The sequence below is a fragment of the Pseudotabrizicola sp. genome, assembly GCF_030656345.1.
Classification (GTDB): domain Bacteria; phylum Pseudomonadota; class Alphaproteobacteria; order Rhodobacterales; family Rhodobacteraceae; genus Pseudotabrizicola.
Map to the genome: position 1 here is coordinate 189,703 of NZ_JAUSNR010000019.1, position 14,185 is coordinate 203,887.

Annotated in this window: 11 protein-coding genes and 1 pseudogene; 7 read left to right on the top strand and 5 right to left on the bottom strand. The window is 61.9% G+C overall.

Going from position 1 to position 14,185, the window contains the following annotated elements; all coding sequences use genetic code 11:
* The first annotated feature begins 7 nt into the window (after positions 1–7).
* Positions 8–1,078 (top strand): L-idonate 5-dehydrogenase, encoded by a 1,071-nt coding sequence (locus Q7J44_RS11245; protein WP_304879879.1) that lies wholly within the window; start codon positions 8–10, stop codon positions 1,076–1,078.
* A gap of 29 nt (positions 1,079–1,107) precedes the next feature.
* Positions 1,108–2,325, top strand: coding sequence for a mannonate dehydratase (gene uxuA / locus Q7J44_RS11250; RefSeq protein WP_304879881.1), 1,218 nt, complete (start codon positions 1,108–1,110; stop codon positions 2,323–2,325).
* A 37-nt stretch (positions 2,326–2,362) separates the two neighbouring features.
* Here uxuA and Q7J44_RS11255 read toward each other — a convergent pair whose 3' ends face one another.
* Entirely contained in the window at positions 2,363–3,088 is a 726-nt protein-coding gene (locus tag Q7J44_RS11255; RefSeq protein ID WP_304879883.1) for a GntR family transcriptional regulator, read from the bottom strand.
* 167 nt (positions 3,089–3,255) lie between these two features.
* Between Q7J44_RS11255 and dctP the strand changes: the two genes are divergently transcribed.
* The 4 genes from dctP to Q7J44_RS11275 all read left to right on the top strand — a co-directional run bounded on the left by dctP (position 3,256) and on the right by Q7J44_RS11275 (position 7,187).
* Positions 3,256–4,272: a TRAP transporter substrate-binding protein DctP gene (gene dctP, locus Q7J44_RS11260; protein WP_304879885.1), complete on the top strand. Its 1,017-nt coding sequence runs from the start codon at positions 3,256–3,258 to the stop codon at positions 4,270–4,272.
* A 91-nt stretch (positions 4,273–4,363) separates the two neighbouring features.
* A complete protein-coding gene (locus Q7J44_RS11265; RefSeq protein WP_304879887.1) occupies positions 4,364–4,927 on the top strand; it encodes a TRAP transporter small permease in 564 nt (187 codons plus the stop codon).
* Positions 4,924–6,219, top strand: coding sequence for a TRAP transporter large permease (locus tag Q7J44_RS11270; protein ID WP_304879889.1), 1,296 nt, complete (start codon positions 4,924–4,926; stop codon positions 6,217–6,219). The genes Q7J44_RS11265 and Q7J44_RS11270 overlap by 4 nt, the downstream gene beginning before the upstream one ends.
* Positions 6,220–6,257: 38 nt before the next feature.
* Entirely contained in the window at positions 6,258–7,187 is a 930-nt protein-coding gene (locus Q7J44_RS11275) for a dihydrodipicolinate synthase family protein (protein WP_304879891.1), read from the top strand.
* Here the strand turns inward: Q7J44_RS11275 and Q7J44_RS11280 are convergent.
* Positions 7,184–9,244, bottom strand: coding sequence for a TRAP transporter permease (locus Q7J44_RS11280; RefSeq protein WP_304879893.1), 2,061 nt, complete (start codon positions 9,242–9,244; stop codon positions 7,184–7,186). The genes Q7J44_RS11275 and Q7J44_RS11280 overlap by 4 nt on opposite strands.
* Positions 9,245–9,335: 91 nt before the next feature.
* Entirely contained in the window at positions 9,336–10,346 is a 1,011-nt protein-coding gene (locus Q7J44_RS11285; protein WP_304879895.1) for a TAXI family TRAP transporter solute-binding subunit, read from the bottom strand.
* A gap of 382 nt (positions 10,347–10,728) precedes the next feature.
* Here Q7J44_RS11285 and Q7J44_RS11290 point away from each other — a divergent pair, with 382 nt between their 5' ends.
* Positions 10,729–12,396 carry a BCCT family transporter gene (locus tag Q7J44_RS11290; RefSeq protein WP_304879897.1) on the top strand — a complete coding sequence of 556 codons (1,668 nt, stop codon included), beginning with the start codon at positions 10,729–10,731 and terminating at the stop codon, positions 12,394–12,396.
* A gap of 169 nt (positions 12,397–12,565) precedes the next feature.
* On the opposite strand, the gene Q7J44_RS11295 is transcribed toward Q7J44_RS11290, so the two are convergent.
* Positions 12,566–13,672: a tyrosine-type recombinase/integrase gene (locus Q7J44_RS11295; RefSeq protein WP_304879898.1), complete on the bottom strand. Its 1,107-nt coding sequence runs from the start codon at positions 13,670–13,672 to the stop codon at positions 12,566–12,568.
* Positions 13,672–14,157 (bottom strand): annotated as a pseudogene (locus tag Q7J44_RS11300) (IS66 family transposase zinc-finger binding domain-containing protein); the annotation flags it as partial. The pseudogene Q7J44_RS11300 and the gene Q7J44_RS11295, both read right to left, overlap by 1 nt.
* Between the last annotated feature and the right edge of the window lie 28 nt (positions 14,158–14,185).

The following is a 14,185-nucleotide window of genomic DNA, read 5'->3' on the forward strand; positions in this document are numbered from 1 at the left end:
GGTCCCTATGAACATCCTACCTGAAAACCGTGTCGTCTGCCTGCACAGCCAGGACGACCTGCGCCTTGAGACAAGGGCGATTGATACGCCCGGTCCGGGTGAGGTGCGCGTCGCCGTTCTGGCGGGGGGCATCTGCGGGTCGGATCTGCATTACTGGCTGGAAGGCGGCATCGGCACCATCCGGGTGCGGGAACCGATCATTCTGGGGCATGAGGCTGCGGGCCGGGTTGAATCGCTGGGCGAAGGGGTGACCGGGTTGTCGGTCGGCGAGCTGGTCGCGATGAACCCGTCACATCCGTGCGGGGTGTGTGCTTTCTGTCAGCAAGGGCTGCCGATCCATTGCGTGGCGATGAAGTTCAAGGGCTCGGCGATGTATCTGCCGCATCAGCAGGGCATGTTCCGCGATCTGATGGTGATCGGGGCCGGGCAGTGCTTTGTGTTGCCCGGCGGCACCGACCCCGGTGCCGCCGCCTGCGCCGAACCGCTGGCGGTGTGTCTGCATGCCGTCAACCGCGGCGAGGCTGTCGGCGGCCCCCTGTCGGGCAAGACGGTGCTGGTCACCGGCGCGGGGCCGATCGGGGCGCTGTGCGTGGCGATTGCCCGCCAGCGCGGGGCTGCCGAAATCATCGTGACCGACATTCAGGACGCGACCCTTGCGGTGGCCCGGCAGATGGGAGCCGATCATACGGTCAACACCGCCAGCACACCCGAGGGGCTGAGCGCGTGGCAGGCCGATAAGGGCAAAGTGGACATGGTCTTCGAATGTTCAGCCGCTGCGCCTGCGATCCGCGATGCGGTCAGCTGTCTGCGTCCGCGTGGCACCATGGTACAGGTCGGCGTGGCCGGACCGACGCCGATGCCGCTGAACGTGATGGTGGGCAAGGAAATTCTGTTCCTCGGGTCGCAGCGCTTTGACACCGAATTTGCCCAGGCTGTCGCGCTGATCGGGTCCGGTGCCATCGACCCCAGACCAATGATCACAGGCACCTTTCCGGTGACCGACGCATCTGCCGCCTTTGACGCCGCCCGCGACCGTGCAAAATCGGTCAAGGTGCAACTTTCATTCGCCGGCGCCTGAGCGCGGCATTTCACACGGAAAGGAACACGATGAAACAGACCTGGCGCTGGTTCGGTCCCAAGGACCTGGTTTCCATCGACGACATGCTGCAAGCCGGGGTGCAGGGCGTGGTCACCGCCCTGCACCATGTGCCGACCGGCACGGTGTGGAGCCCGGAGGATATTGCACAACGTCAGGCCGAGCTGGCGGTGATGAAGGACGGTGCGCCGTCGGGTCTGACATGGGATGTGGTGGAAAGCCTGCCGGTTTCGGAAGACATCAAACGTCAGACCGGCGATTGGAAAACCCATATCGAAACCTGGATCACATCGATGCGCAACCTGCGCGCGGCGGGGATACAGGTGATCTGCTACAACTTCATGCCGATTCTGGACTGGACCCGCACCGATCTGGCCTACCGTCTGGCCAATGGCGCGACCTGCATGCGGTTTGATGCCACCGACTTTGCCGCCTTCGACCTGTTCCTGCTGCAGCGCAAGGGTGTGGAGGCTGACTACAGCCCCGAGGTGACAGAGGCCGCCCGCGCCCGGTTTGCCGCCATGTCAGAGGCCCGCAAAGAAGAGCTGTGCGGCAATGTGGTGTTTGGCCTGCCGGGTTCGGCAGAGCGGATGTCGATGGAGGATGTGAAGACCCATCTTGCGCATTACGACAACATCTCTGCCGAAAAACTGCGCGGTCATCTGATCGATTTTCTGGCCGAAGTCAGCCCGGTCGCGCAAGAGATCGGGATGCGGCTGTGCTGCCACCCGGATGACCCGCCGTTCCCGCTGCTGGGTCTGCCGCGCATCATGTCGACCGAAGCCGATTACAAAGCGGTGATGGATGCGGTCGATATTCCCGCCAACGGCATCACCCTGTGCACCGGATCTTTGGGCGCGCGGGCTGACAATGACCTGCCGGGGATGATGAAGCGGCTGGGCGACCGGGTTCATTTCCTGCACCTGCGCAATGTCGCGCTGGAAGACCGCCATCTGGGCGGTTCGTTCCATGAGGCCGCGCATCTGGAAGGCAACACCGATATGGTGGCGATGATCGCCGCCGTGCTGGCCGAACAGACCCGGCGCAAGGCGGCAGGCCGGGCCGACTGGCAGATCCCGATGCGCCCCGACCACGGTCAGGACATTCTGGATGACCAGACCCGCAAGGCGCAGCCGGGCTATCCGGCCATCGGTCGCCTGAAAGGTCTGGCAGAGCTGCGCGGGATCATGACCGCGCTGTCGCATCCGACGGTGACTGCGGCAGAGTGATGCGGTGCCACGCGGCAGGCCGGGGCCCGGCCTGCCGCTAGCCCTGAATGACACCGCCCAAGGCGAGCGTCAGCGACTGATCTATGTGATGCGACAGCGCGCGGGTTGCGGCATCGGCGTCGCCTGCCAGCATCGGGGTCAGAAACGCCAGATGTTCCTTGATCACCCGGGTGGCATTCTGCCGGGTCACCCGCACCCGTGACTGGGCGGCCATGCGGATCTTGATGGCCGTCACGCGGTAGACATTTGCCATCAGGCTGTTTTCCATCACGCTGACCATCTGCGCGTGCATGTCCCAGTCGTACAGCTGGAAATCCCGCAGAAATTCGGCCAGATCTGCGCCGTCATCCTGCCCCAGCCGCCCTTCGGCGGCGCGGTGCCAGTCGATCCATTCGATGACAAGGCTGCGGTCCAGCCGGGCCAGAATGTCCGGAACCGCGCCAAGCTCGATCAGGCGGCGCATCTGATAGGCCTCACGGATGAAGGTCACATCCAGACTGGGCACCATCAGGCCGCGCTGCGGCAGCGTCAGCAGCAGGCCTTCGGCCTCAAACCTTGGGATGGCTTCGCGGACGGACCCCAAAGTGACATCGGCCATTTCCATCAGCTCGCGCTGCGAGATGATCTGCCCCGGCCGGACCTTGCCCCAGTTCAGCAGCTCTTCGATCCGATCATAGGCGATCTGCCGCAGCGACGGTTCCGCCCCGCTGCTGTGCTGTTCGCGTTTTGGTGTCAGGTGCTGTGTGACCATCGGTTCAGACATCGTTTTGCCTACTGACCTCTTGCTAACATGACACTAACATGTTAGTTGGCGAAGGGTAAGCGCAATGTTTTCCATTCTGGCAGCGGGCAGGGCAGAGGAGAGCCCGATCCGACAAGGCCAAAAGGGACCGGCGCAAGCACCGATACATTCTGGGAGGAACAGACAGCATGACACATCCAACAACACGCCGGGTTTTTCTGGCGTCAGCCGGGGCCTTTGCGCTTTTTGCCGCAAGCCTTTCGCCGTTTTCCGCCATGGCCCAAGACAAGCCGGTCATCCGCATGTCGACCCCGGCGTCAGAGACTGACCAGCGGTCGGCGGCGCTTGCCACGGTCTTTGGCCCGGGAATCGCAGAATTTGCGACCTATCAGCCACATTACAATGCGTCGCTGGTGGCCCAAGGGTCAGAGCTGGAGGCGATTTCTTCGGGCGATCTGGAGATGTCGATTGCCTCTGCACAGGAACTGGCGAATTTCTTCCCCGAGTTTTCGATCTTTGCCACCGGCTATGTGCACCAAAGCGCCGAGCATCAGGTTGCGGTGTTCTACGACGCACTGATGGACCCGTTCAAGCAAAAGGTTGAAGACGAGCTTGGCGTGAAGCTGTTGTCGGTGATGTATCTGGGCAAGCGCCATGTGAATCTGCGCTTTCCCCGGTCCGAAAAAGAAGTGATGACCCCGGCCGATCTGGCGGGTGTGAACCTGCGGATGCCAGGATCTGACGCCTGGCAGTTCCTGGGCCGCGCCATCGGTGCCAACCCGACGCCAATGGCCTTTACCGAGATCTATACCGCGCTGCAGACCGGATCGGTTGACGGTCAGGACAACCCGCTGCCCACGGTCGTTGACGCCAAGTTCTACGAGGTGACCAAGCAGGTCAGCCTGACCGCGCATCTGGTGGACCTGAACTACATCGCCTTTTCCAAATCGGTCTGGGACACAATGACGGCGGACCAGCGGGCAGCCCTGCAAAAGGCGGCAGATGACGCCGCCACCTCGGCCCGCGAAGGCCAGCTGGTGAAGGAAGAAGAGCTGGTCACTTTCCTGAAAGATCAGGGCCTTGAGGTGTACGAGCCTGATCTGGAAGCCTTCCGCACCCATGTGCAGGCGCAATATGTCGGGTCTGAATTCGCTAAATCCTGGCCCGAAGGCGTGCTGGAACAGATCAACGCCCTTGGCAACTGATCTGACCTGATACCCGGGCCGGAGCGTTTGTGCGCCCCGGCCCATCCTTCCCTTTCACCGACCCGTGCCGGTGACCTGCCGGAGGCATCCCGTGGCCCGACTTCAATCCCTGCTGCGCACCTCGGCCGAGGGGTTTGCTGCCGCGCTGATGGCGGCGATGTTCGGCACCTTCATCCTGCAGGTCGTGGTGCGCTATACTGCGCGGATCGAGTGGGTGGCGGTCAACCTGCCATGGTTGCAGCCGATCAACTATGGCTGGACGCTGGAATTCTGTCTGGCACTCTGGGTCTGGCTGATTTTCTGGGGCAATGCCTTTATCGTGCGGCAGCAGGACCATGTGACGTTTGACATCCTGTATCTGGCCGTGCCGCCGCAAGTGCGGCGCGTGTTTGCCATCATCACCGGACTTGCCATCGCCATCGCCCTGCTGGCATCGGTGTTGCCAACCTGGGACAGGTTCATGATCCTGCGGTTGAAACGAACCGCCACGCTGGGCGATCTGTTCGGCGACTGGGTCCGGATGCGCGACATCTATGTGATCTACATCCTGTTCCTGCTGGCCGTTGCCGCGCGCTATTTCTGGCTGGTCTGGAGCGCGTTTCGCCATGGCGTCGAAGAGCCTGTGTTGCCGGGTGAAGAACGGGAAAAACCATGAGCTTTGAATTTCTTCTGTTGCTTGTCGCCCTGATGGGTCTTGCGGCCATGGGCACGCCGATTGCCTATGCCATTCTGGTGGCCTCGATGGCTTATCTGGTGGCGGCGGGTCAAAGCATCGGGATCAGCGGCAAGGTGCTGATGGACGGGCTGTACCAGAGCTTTATCCTGCTGGCGGTGCCGCTGTTCATCGTTGCGGCCAATATCATGAACGCGGGCACAGTTTCTGACCGTCTGTTGCAGTTCTGTATCGCCATCGTCGGGCGGTTCCGGGGCGGGCTGGGGCATGTGAACGTGATGGCCTCGCTGGTGTTTTCCGGCATGTCAGGATCAGCGGTGGCCGATGCGGCGGGCATCGGCAAGCTGATCATCGACATGATGGTGAAGTCCGGCCATTACACGCGCGGCTATGCGGCGGCGATCACGGCGGCTTCGGCCACCATCGGGCCGATCATCCCGCCGTCGATTCCCATGGTGCTGTATGCGCTGGTCTCGAACACCTCTATCGGGTTCCTGTTTCTGGGGGGCATTGTGCCGGGGCTGCTGATGGGCGGGGTGCTGATGGCGATGAACGCCTGGATCTCGCACCGGCGCGGCTTTGCCAAGGATGAGCCGGTTCCGCTGCGCGAACTGCCGAGCATCACCCTCAGGGCCGGCCCGGCGCTGCTGATGCCCGCCATTCTGCTGTACGGTATCTATGGCGGCGTCACCACGCCGACCGAAGCGGCTGCGGTGGCGGCATTTTACGCGCTGATCCTTGCGGCGGTGTTCTACCGGTCCCTGTCGCTGCGCACGTTCTATGAGATTCTAGTCAACTCGGCCCGGTCTTCGGCGGCGGTGGGGCTGGTGATCGGCGGGGCGCTGATCCTGAATTATATCGTGGCGTCAGAGAACATTCCCGGCGTTGTCGCGCAGGCACTGGTCGGGCTTGATATTCACCCGCTGGTGTTCCTGCTGTGCGTCAACCTGCTGCTGTTACTGCTGGGGTGCTTTCTGGATGCGTCGACCATCATTCTGGTCATCATCCCGCTGTTCATTCCCAGCTGCCGCGAGCTTGGGATTGATCTGGTGCACTTTGGCGTGGTGGCGATTGTGAACTGCATGATCGGGCTGATCACGCCGCCCTATGGCATCCTGCTGTTCGTTCTCAACGCCGTGACCCGCATCCCGCTGGCCGAGATCATCCAGGAGGTCTGGCCGTTTCTGGCGGCGCTGATGGCGGCTCTGCTGGTGATGATTCTGGTGCCCGATATCATCCTGACGCTGCCGCGCGCCTTTGGCTATGCCGGCTGACCCCTTTCCCTTTTCCGAAAACTCAAGGACGCTGTTGAATGTCGCATGCCATGCAAGGTATTTTCCCGGTCGTGATCACACCGTTCAAGCCGGACAACACCATTGACTGGGATGGCTATGCCCGGCTGATCGACTGGTACATCTACAACGGCTCACACGGGTTGTTCGCAGTGTGCCAGTCGTCAGAGATGCTGTTCCTGACGCTGGAGGAACGCCGCGATCTGGCCGCCTTTACGGTCAGGCATGTGGCGGGGCGGGTGCCGGTGGTGGCATCGGGGCATATCTCGGCTGCAATGGAAGATCAGAAAACTGAACTGCGCACCATCGCCGACACAGGGGTGGATGCGGTGGTGCTGGTGACCAACCGTCTGGCAGCGGCGGATGAGGGCAGTGACGTGTTCCGCGCGCGGATGGATGATCTGCTGACCGCCCTGCCGTCTGATATGGCACTGGGACTGTATGAATGCCCCGCCCCTTACCGCCGCCTGCTGACGGATGATGAGGTCAGCTGGTGCGCGCAAAGCGGGCGTTTTGCCTTTCTGAAAGACGTGACCTGCGATCTTGACGATGTGAAGCGGCGGCTGACGCTGGTGGCAGGCTCGCCGTTGGCGATCAACAATGCCAATGCCGCGATTGCATGGCCTGCCATTCTGGCGGGCGGGCATGGCTTTTCGGGGGTGATGAACAACTTTCATCCCGATCTCTACCGCTGGCTAATGGATCATGGCCGCAACCATCCCGACCTTGCGGCGGAATTGGATACGTTTCTGGTCCTGTCAGCGATGTCCGAAGGCATGGGGTACCCGAAGCTGGCCAAACATTACCATCAGCGCATCGGCACGTTCGACTGCGTTCACAGCCGCACCATTCCCTATGACATTGCGGAAAAGCACTGGGCGGTCGATGTGGTGCTGGACCACATCATCGCCGGTGCAGCGCGGTTCCGCGACCGGATCAAGGCCCTTTAGGGGGCCTTGACCGGCTGGGCGCGCAGGGCCAGCCATTGACGCAAGGCGACCGCGCCCAGAATGGCCGCGCCCAGCGCGGTTGACACGAACTCCGGCGCGATCATCAGCAGGGCTGCGATGGGCAACAGCACCCGCTCGATCTTCCACAGCGGGGCCATCAGCCAGTTGGTGATCGCGGCAGACAGCGCCAGAATGCCCAGCACCGCGCCGGTGAATGCCAGCGCGAATGACTCCCAGGTAAAGCCGTCTGTCACCAGCAGAAGCGATGGCGAGAACACGAACATGAACGGCACCAGCGCCTTGCCCATCGACAGGCGGAACGCGGTGTTGCCCGCCTTGAACGCATTGGCCCCCGCAATACCAGAGGCGGCATAGGCCGCCAGTGCCACCGGCGGGGTCACATCAGCCAGCACCCCGTAGTAGAACACAAAGAAATGCGCGACCAGCGGTTCGACATTCATCATGCTCAGCACCGGCGCCGCGACGGCGACCATGATAATGTAATTGGCCGTGGTCGGAATGCCGCAGCCCATCAGGATGCAGACCACGGCGGTCATCATCAGGGTGAACAGCAGCGCGAGGGTTTCGATGCTGAACAGCTCGAACGGCAGGAAGCCAAGGACGCCATGCGTGCTGACCGCCCAGCCCTGCGCCAGACTGGTCAGCATGAAGGCGATCTTGAAGCCGATGCCGGTCAGCGTGACAACCCCGATCACCACACCGACCAAGGCTGCAGCGGCAGTGACGGAGAGTGAGCTTTTGGCCCCGGACACAAAGCCCTCAAAAATGCCGACCACGAATTCCTTTGCGCCTTCGGTCACGCCCGATGCCATGATCCGCTGGATCGCATAAACTGCGATACAGGCGGTGATGGCCCAGAACGCCGCCAGAAACGGCGTGCGGCCTGACATCAGCATCCAGACCAGCAGGATCAGCGGCAGCATGGAAAGCCAGCCTTCGCGCAGCACCTTGACCGCGTTTGGCAACTCTTCCTTGGTCAGCCCACGGATGCCCAGCCGCTTCGCCTCAAGGTGCACCTGCACCAGCACGCCGAAGAAATGCATGAAAGCGGGCACGATGGCGGCGATCAGGATCAAGCGCAGCGGAATGCCCAGGTATTCCACCATAAGAAATGCCACCGCCCCCATGACCGGCGGCGTGATCTGGCCGCCGGTCGAAGACGCCGCCTCGACCGCCGCCGCAAAGTGGCGTTTGAAGCCGATCTTGATCATGGTCGGGATGGTCAGCGCACCCGTCGTCACCGTATTGGCAATAGACGAACCGGAAATGGACCCCAGCAGCGCGGAAGACACCACCGAAACCTTGGCTGGCCCCCCGGCATAACGGCCGGTCAAAGCGGTGGCCAGATTGATGAACAACTGACCCAGACCGATTTTCTGCGCCATCACGCCGAACAGCACGAAGTGGAACACATAGGTGGCAATCACGCCCAGCGCGGTGCCGTAAACCCCTTGCGAGGACAGATACAGGTGGTTGACGATCCCCGACCAGTCTGATCCCGGATGCACAAAAATGCCCGGCATCGAGCGGCCGAAATAGGCGTAGCCGATGAACAACAACGCAATCACCGGCAGCGGCCAGCCCATCGACCGGCGCACAGCCTCGAACAGGGTCACCAGCAGGATTGTGCCCATTGCCACATCCAGCGGCAGCGGGTTGCCGATGCGGAAAGCCAGTTGGTCGTAGATCCACGGCACGTAAAGCGCGCTGATCAGCGCCGCAAAGGCAAACAGCCAGTCCAGTACCGGCAAGCCCAGAATGACAAAGCCAGAGGTCTTGGTGCGGCCTGCCGAGAAGGCAGAAAAGCTCAGGTAGATCAGGAACAGCGACACGCCCATATGCACGCCGCGATGCGTGGTCGCGCGCGGGATGCCAAAACCGGCAGTGTAATAGTGATAAACCGCCAGCGCGAACAGGATCACCCCGGACAGAAGCGCCACCGGGCGGGTCACGGTTCTGAACCGCGCCTCTGGGTCAAATTCCTCTTCGATAGCCCGCAGTTCCGCCTCGGTCAGGGCGCGTGTCTCGTTGCTCATGAGGGGGGTCCTTGCAAGCGTATCGTGCAGATGAAAGGGACGCGGCCCCACGTGGTGGCCGCGTCCCGGTCTTCAGGTCAGATCAGACAGATCATTCGATCGCGCCGACTTCTTTATAGAACTTCTCGGCACCGGGGTGGAACGGGATACCCGCACCCTGAACCGCGTTTTCCAGCGTGATGAACTTGCCCTTGGCGTGACCATTGGCAAACAGACCCTGCGTCGTATCGTTGAACAGCGATTTGGTGATACCATAGACCAGTTCTTCGGACAGATCCGCCGAGGTTACCATCTGTGCGCCGACCGAGATCGTGGCCACTTCGGCATCCTGACCCCGGTAAGTGCCTGCAGGGAACACGTCATTTGCAAAGAAGCTGTATTCGGCGCGCAGCGCGTCGATTTCCGGCCCGGTGATCGGAACGATCACCACATCATGCTGGCTGGACAATTCGGCAATCGCACCCGCCGGGTAGCCGCCGACAAAAAAGAACGCGTCCATCGCGCCATCGCGCATCCGGTCGGACGCCTGATCAGGCTTAAGGTATTCCGGGGTGATGTCAGTCTCAGACAGACCAAACGCCCCAAGGATGATTTTGGCATCGACCAGCGTGCCAGAACCCGGTTCATCCAGCGACACCCGCTTGCCGCGCAGATCGGCAACCGAGGCGATGCCGGCATCCGCGCGGGCCACCAGATGGATGCTTTCAGGGTAGAGGTTGGCGATCAGCCGCAGCTTTTCCACCGCTGGCTGGCCGTCAAACAGGCCGGTGCCGGTCTGGGCCCAGTATGCCACGTCAGACTGGCTGAACCCGGCCTCAAGCGTGCCGCCGTTGATCGAGTTCACGTTGCCGACCGAGCCGTTCGAGGCCACCGCCGTGGCGATCAGCCCGGGCACGCCGCAAGAGCCGCCCTCTTCACAGGCGCGCGATCCGGGCGGGTTGGAAATCGCGTTCGCGATCAGACCGCCGATCGGGTAATAGGTGCCCGCCGTGCCGCCGGTGCCAATGCGGAAGAACTGCATGTCCTGCGCCATGGCCCCTTGTGCCATCAGCCCGACCGCAAGCGCGGCTCCGGCCAAAGCTTTGAAGGATACGAATTTCATGCCTACCTCCTTGTAGATCTCAGTGTCTTTGCCGACGCTTCTGCGCGGCCTTCGGAAAGCCTAAGCGATGACTCGCCCGAGGTCTAGGCGCGACATCGTGCGGGATTGACGACGGGCGTTACGTCAAGCCCGCAGGACCGCATTTCCGGTGAAATCTCCCGCGCTGGTTGAACTTCCGGCCAAAACAGGCGAAAAGGCGCCGTGCTGTCGCTCAGGCGGCATAATTTTCGCACGGGTGCGAAGGGCTGCGGGAACACTCCTGTCGCCGCACCTGTTACCGGCCTGTGGTCGCAGGCCGATCCATCCGGGACGACCCGCCGTCATGATCTGACGGGTAAAATCAGCGTAACCGCGCCGGGTCCGACACCAAGAGAGGGACATCATGACCGAAACCCCTAACGCGCCGGAGCGCGATGACGAACCCATTGTCGAGACAGAGGCAATTCCGGAACCCGAGGGCGATACCGAGCTTATCGTCACCGACTATGCCATCGGGCAAGACAACGTTGCCCCCAGCTATATGCTGCAGTTCGACTTTCATCAGAAAGTCTTTACCATTTCAGCACTTGGCATCGTGGCCTTTACCATCCTGACGCTGGCCTTTCAGAACCAGGTCGAGCCGGTGTTCACCGGCATGCGTGACTGGCTGACCGGCAATCTGGGCTGGTTCTTTCTGATCGCGGGCAACATCTTTGTCCTGCTATGCCTGTTCCTCATCGTCTCACCGCTGGGAAAAATCCGCCTTGGCGGGCCGGATGCCACGCCTGATTACGGCTATGTCGGCTGGTTTTCGATGCTGTTTGCCGCCGGCATGGGCATCGGGTTGATGTTCTATGGCGTGTCCGAGCCCCTGTCGCATTACACGGCGGCTTTGGGTGGTGTCACGCTGGATGAAGCTGGCGCGCGCACCGACTGGGCCCCCTTGGGTGGCGCTGTGGGTGACCCGGCAGAGGCCGCGCGTCTGGGCATGGCCGCGACAATCTTTCACTGGGGTCTGCACCCTTGGGCGATCTATGCGGTTGTGGCACTGGCTTTGGCGCTGTTTTCCTACAACAAGGGGCTGCCGCTGACCCTGCGGTCCACTTTCTACCCGATCTTTGGCGAGCGCATCTGGGGCTGGCCCGGACATATCATTGATATCATGGCGATCTTTGCCACGATCTTTGGTCTTGCCACCTCACTCGGTATCGGCGCGCAGCAGGCGGCGGCGGGGCTGGATTACCTGTTCGGCTTTGGCCAGTCGGATTCCCGGCTGATCATCCTGATCGTGTTCATCACCATTCTGGCCATCGTGTCGATCGTGCGCGGGCTGGAAGGTGGGGTAAAGCTGCTGTCGCAGGTCAATATGTTCCTGGCCTTGGCGCTGTTGATCTTTGTCGTGGCGCTTGGGCCCACGGCCAGCATCTTCACCGGCTTTTTCACCAACCTGGTGGCTTATGGTGAATACCTGCCCGCACTTGCCAACCCGTTCGGCCGGGATGACACCAACTTTGCCGCTGGCTGGACCGCGTTTTACTGGGCGTGGTGGATAAGCTGGTCACCCTTTGTCGGCATGTTCATCGCGCGGGTCTCACGCGGCAGAACGGTGCGTGAGTTCCTGATCGCCGTGCTGATCGTGCCAAGCCTGTTCTCGGTGATCTGGATGACCGCCATGGGTGGCACTGCCATCGGTCAGGTGGTCAATGACGGCTTTACCGGCGTACAGAGTGCAGCACTTGAACTGCAGCTGTTCGAGATGCTGGCGCAGTTCCCGCTGGCGTCCTTCAGCTCGCTGATCGGGATCATCCTTGTTGTGGTGTTCTTTGTCACCTCGTCCGACTCCGGCTCTTTGGTGATCGACACCATTGCCGCGGGCGGCAAGACCAATGCGCCGGTGGTGCAGCGGGTGTTCTGGGCCACGTTCGAAGGTCTGGTGGCGATTGCGCTGCTGCTGGGCGGGGGTCTGGCGGCCTTGCAGGCGATGGCGGTGTCAACCGGCCTGCCGTTCACGCTGGTTCTGCTGGCGGCCTGCTATTCGATTGTCCGCGGCCTGATGAACGAACCGCGCTGACGGCGTCGGGCAGCCCTTCGGGGCTGCCCGACTTCCCCGCACCGCACCGTTCTCGGGACGACCCGGGCTGACTTCGCCCAGCCCGATCTCTGCCCCGACGGACCCAAGCTGTGAAGAATCTGGTGATCCCGACAGGACTTGAACCTGTAACCTGCCCCTTAGGAGGGAATCATTCATTTTCCTGATCTTTCTTTGTTTTCTTATGCTTGGGCTTCTGGTCAAGGGTCGGCTGTACATAGTTTGTACGAAACCGCGCCCTGACATCGGCCTCGTCCGTCTCCGCATGGGCATAGATCCGCATGGGCAGATTAGGGTCTGACCAGCGCCCGGCCTTGGCCGCCGTGACCGGATCGACGCCTTGCCGCACCACCAGTTCGGTGAAGAACCCATGCCGCCCGGCGGGGTGCGCGGACAGGTAAGGAATGCCCGCGCGCTTGCAGATCGTCTTCCAGCGGTTGTTGTAGCCGGTCGGGCTGCCATAGCCAAAGACGCGCGGCGACAGCAGTTGCCCCGTTTTGAGGTTCTTGGGCCGCTTGGGTTTCAGCGCCACCAACTCGGCCATCATTTGTGGCGAAACGGTGATCCAGCCTTCGGGATGACCCTTCTGGGCCTTTACCCTGACTTCGCAGGTGGCCGGTCGCAAATCATCCGGTTCGATGGACACTGCCTGATCAATCCGCGCCGCCGTCTCGAACATGAAGCGCACCAAGGCCGCGTTGTAGGGATCGGCGGCTGCACAGAAGGCTTCGATCCAGCCGCGCGTCGCGGGGATACGCTCGATCCGGCTGGGCTTGCGTCGTCGCTGGTCCTGCGCGATCCGCTCGAACTTGTCGTAACGTTTCACGCGCAGCAGCGGGGTGCCCTTGTGCTCATGCGCGTTGTTGATGACTGCCCGCGCCGGGGTCACGATTTCGCGCCACCAGGTATCGGTACAGGCATTCGGCTTCAGCTTGCGGCCAAGGCTTTTCAGCAGCGCTCCCGTGACTGCACCCAGCGGCAGATCCCCGATCTCGTCCAGGATCGGCAGAAGCTGTTTCGCCGTCTTGGCGGATGGGTGGTAGAAATCGACCGCATCGGCAAAGCGCAGACTGTGCTCTTCCCCGATCAGGTACTTGCGGACCTGAAGCTGCGTTTCGTCATTTATCCAGTCCCTTGCGCCAGCTTCAGTAGTCGCTCGCGTGCTTTGGCGGTATGGACCGGCGATCGGCCTGCCATTGTATTCGACCCAGCCCTTGACCCAGAAGACGGAGCCACGCTTGAAGATTTTGAGCGGCATGCCTGAGCAACGCCGTCGGTGCAGGACCGGCAGGCATACTTCGGACGGCGGGTGACGATGACGCGGAACTGGGCGGGCACGATGTCGAGCCGCTCCGAGATATCCACACCGATGCAATGCAGGCAGCCGCCGCAGGCGCAGGTCAGGCTGTCCGGCTCGATGAGCTCCTCGATGCGCGGCAGATGCTTAGGCAATGCACCACGGTTGGCGGCGCGTGGTTTGGTGGGGCGCTTGGCAGCGCGATCCTCGGCATCCTCCTCGGCATGAATGACCGCCATGGCGGTTTCGAGATCCTCCAGCGCCAGTTCGAACTGGTCCGGATCGCTCTTCTCAGACCGCCGTCCGAAGGCCGCTTGCTTGAAGGCCGCGACCAGCTTTTCAAGGCGTTCAATCCGCTCGTCCTTGCGAAGGTTGCCCGCCTCCGCGGCGATCAGCATCGCCTTCAGCGCAGTAATTTCCCCAAGCAGATCAGCGGTATTCGGCATGGCCGGTCTTTACCAAACCGCCTCTGGC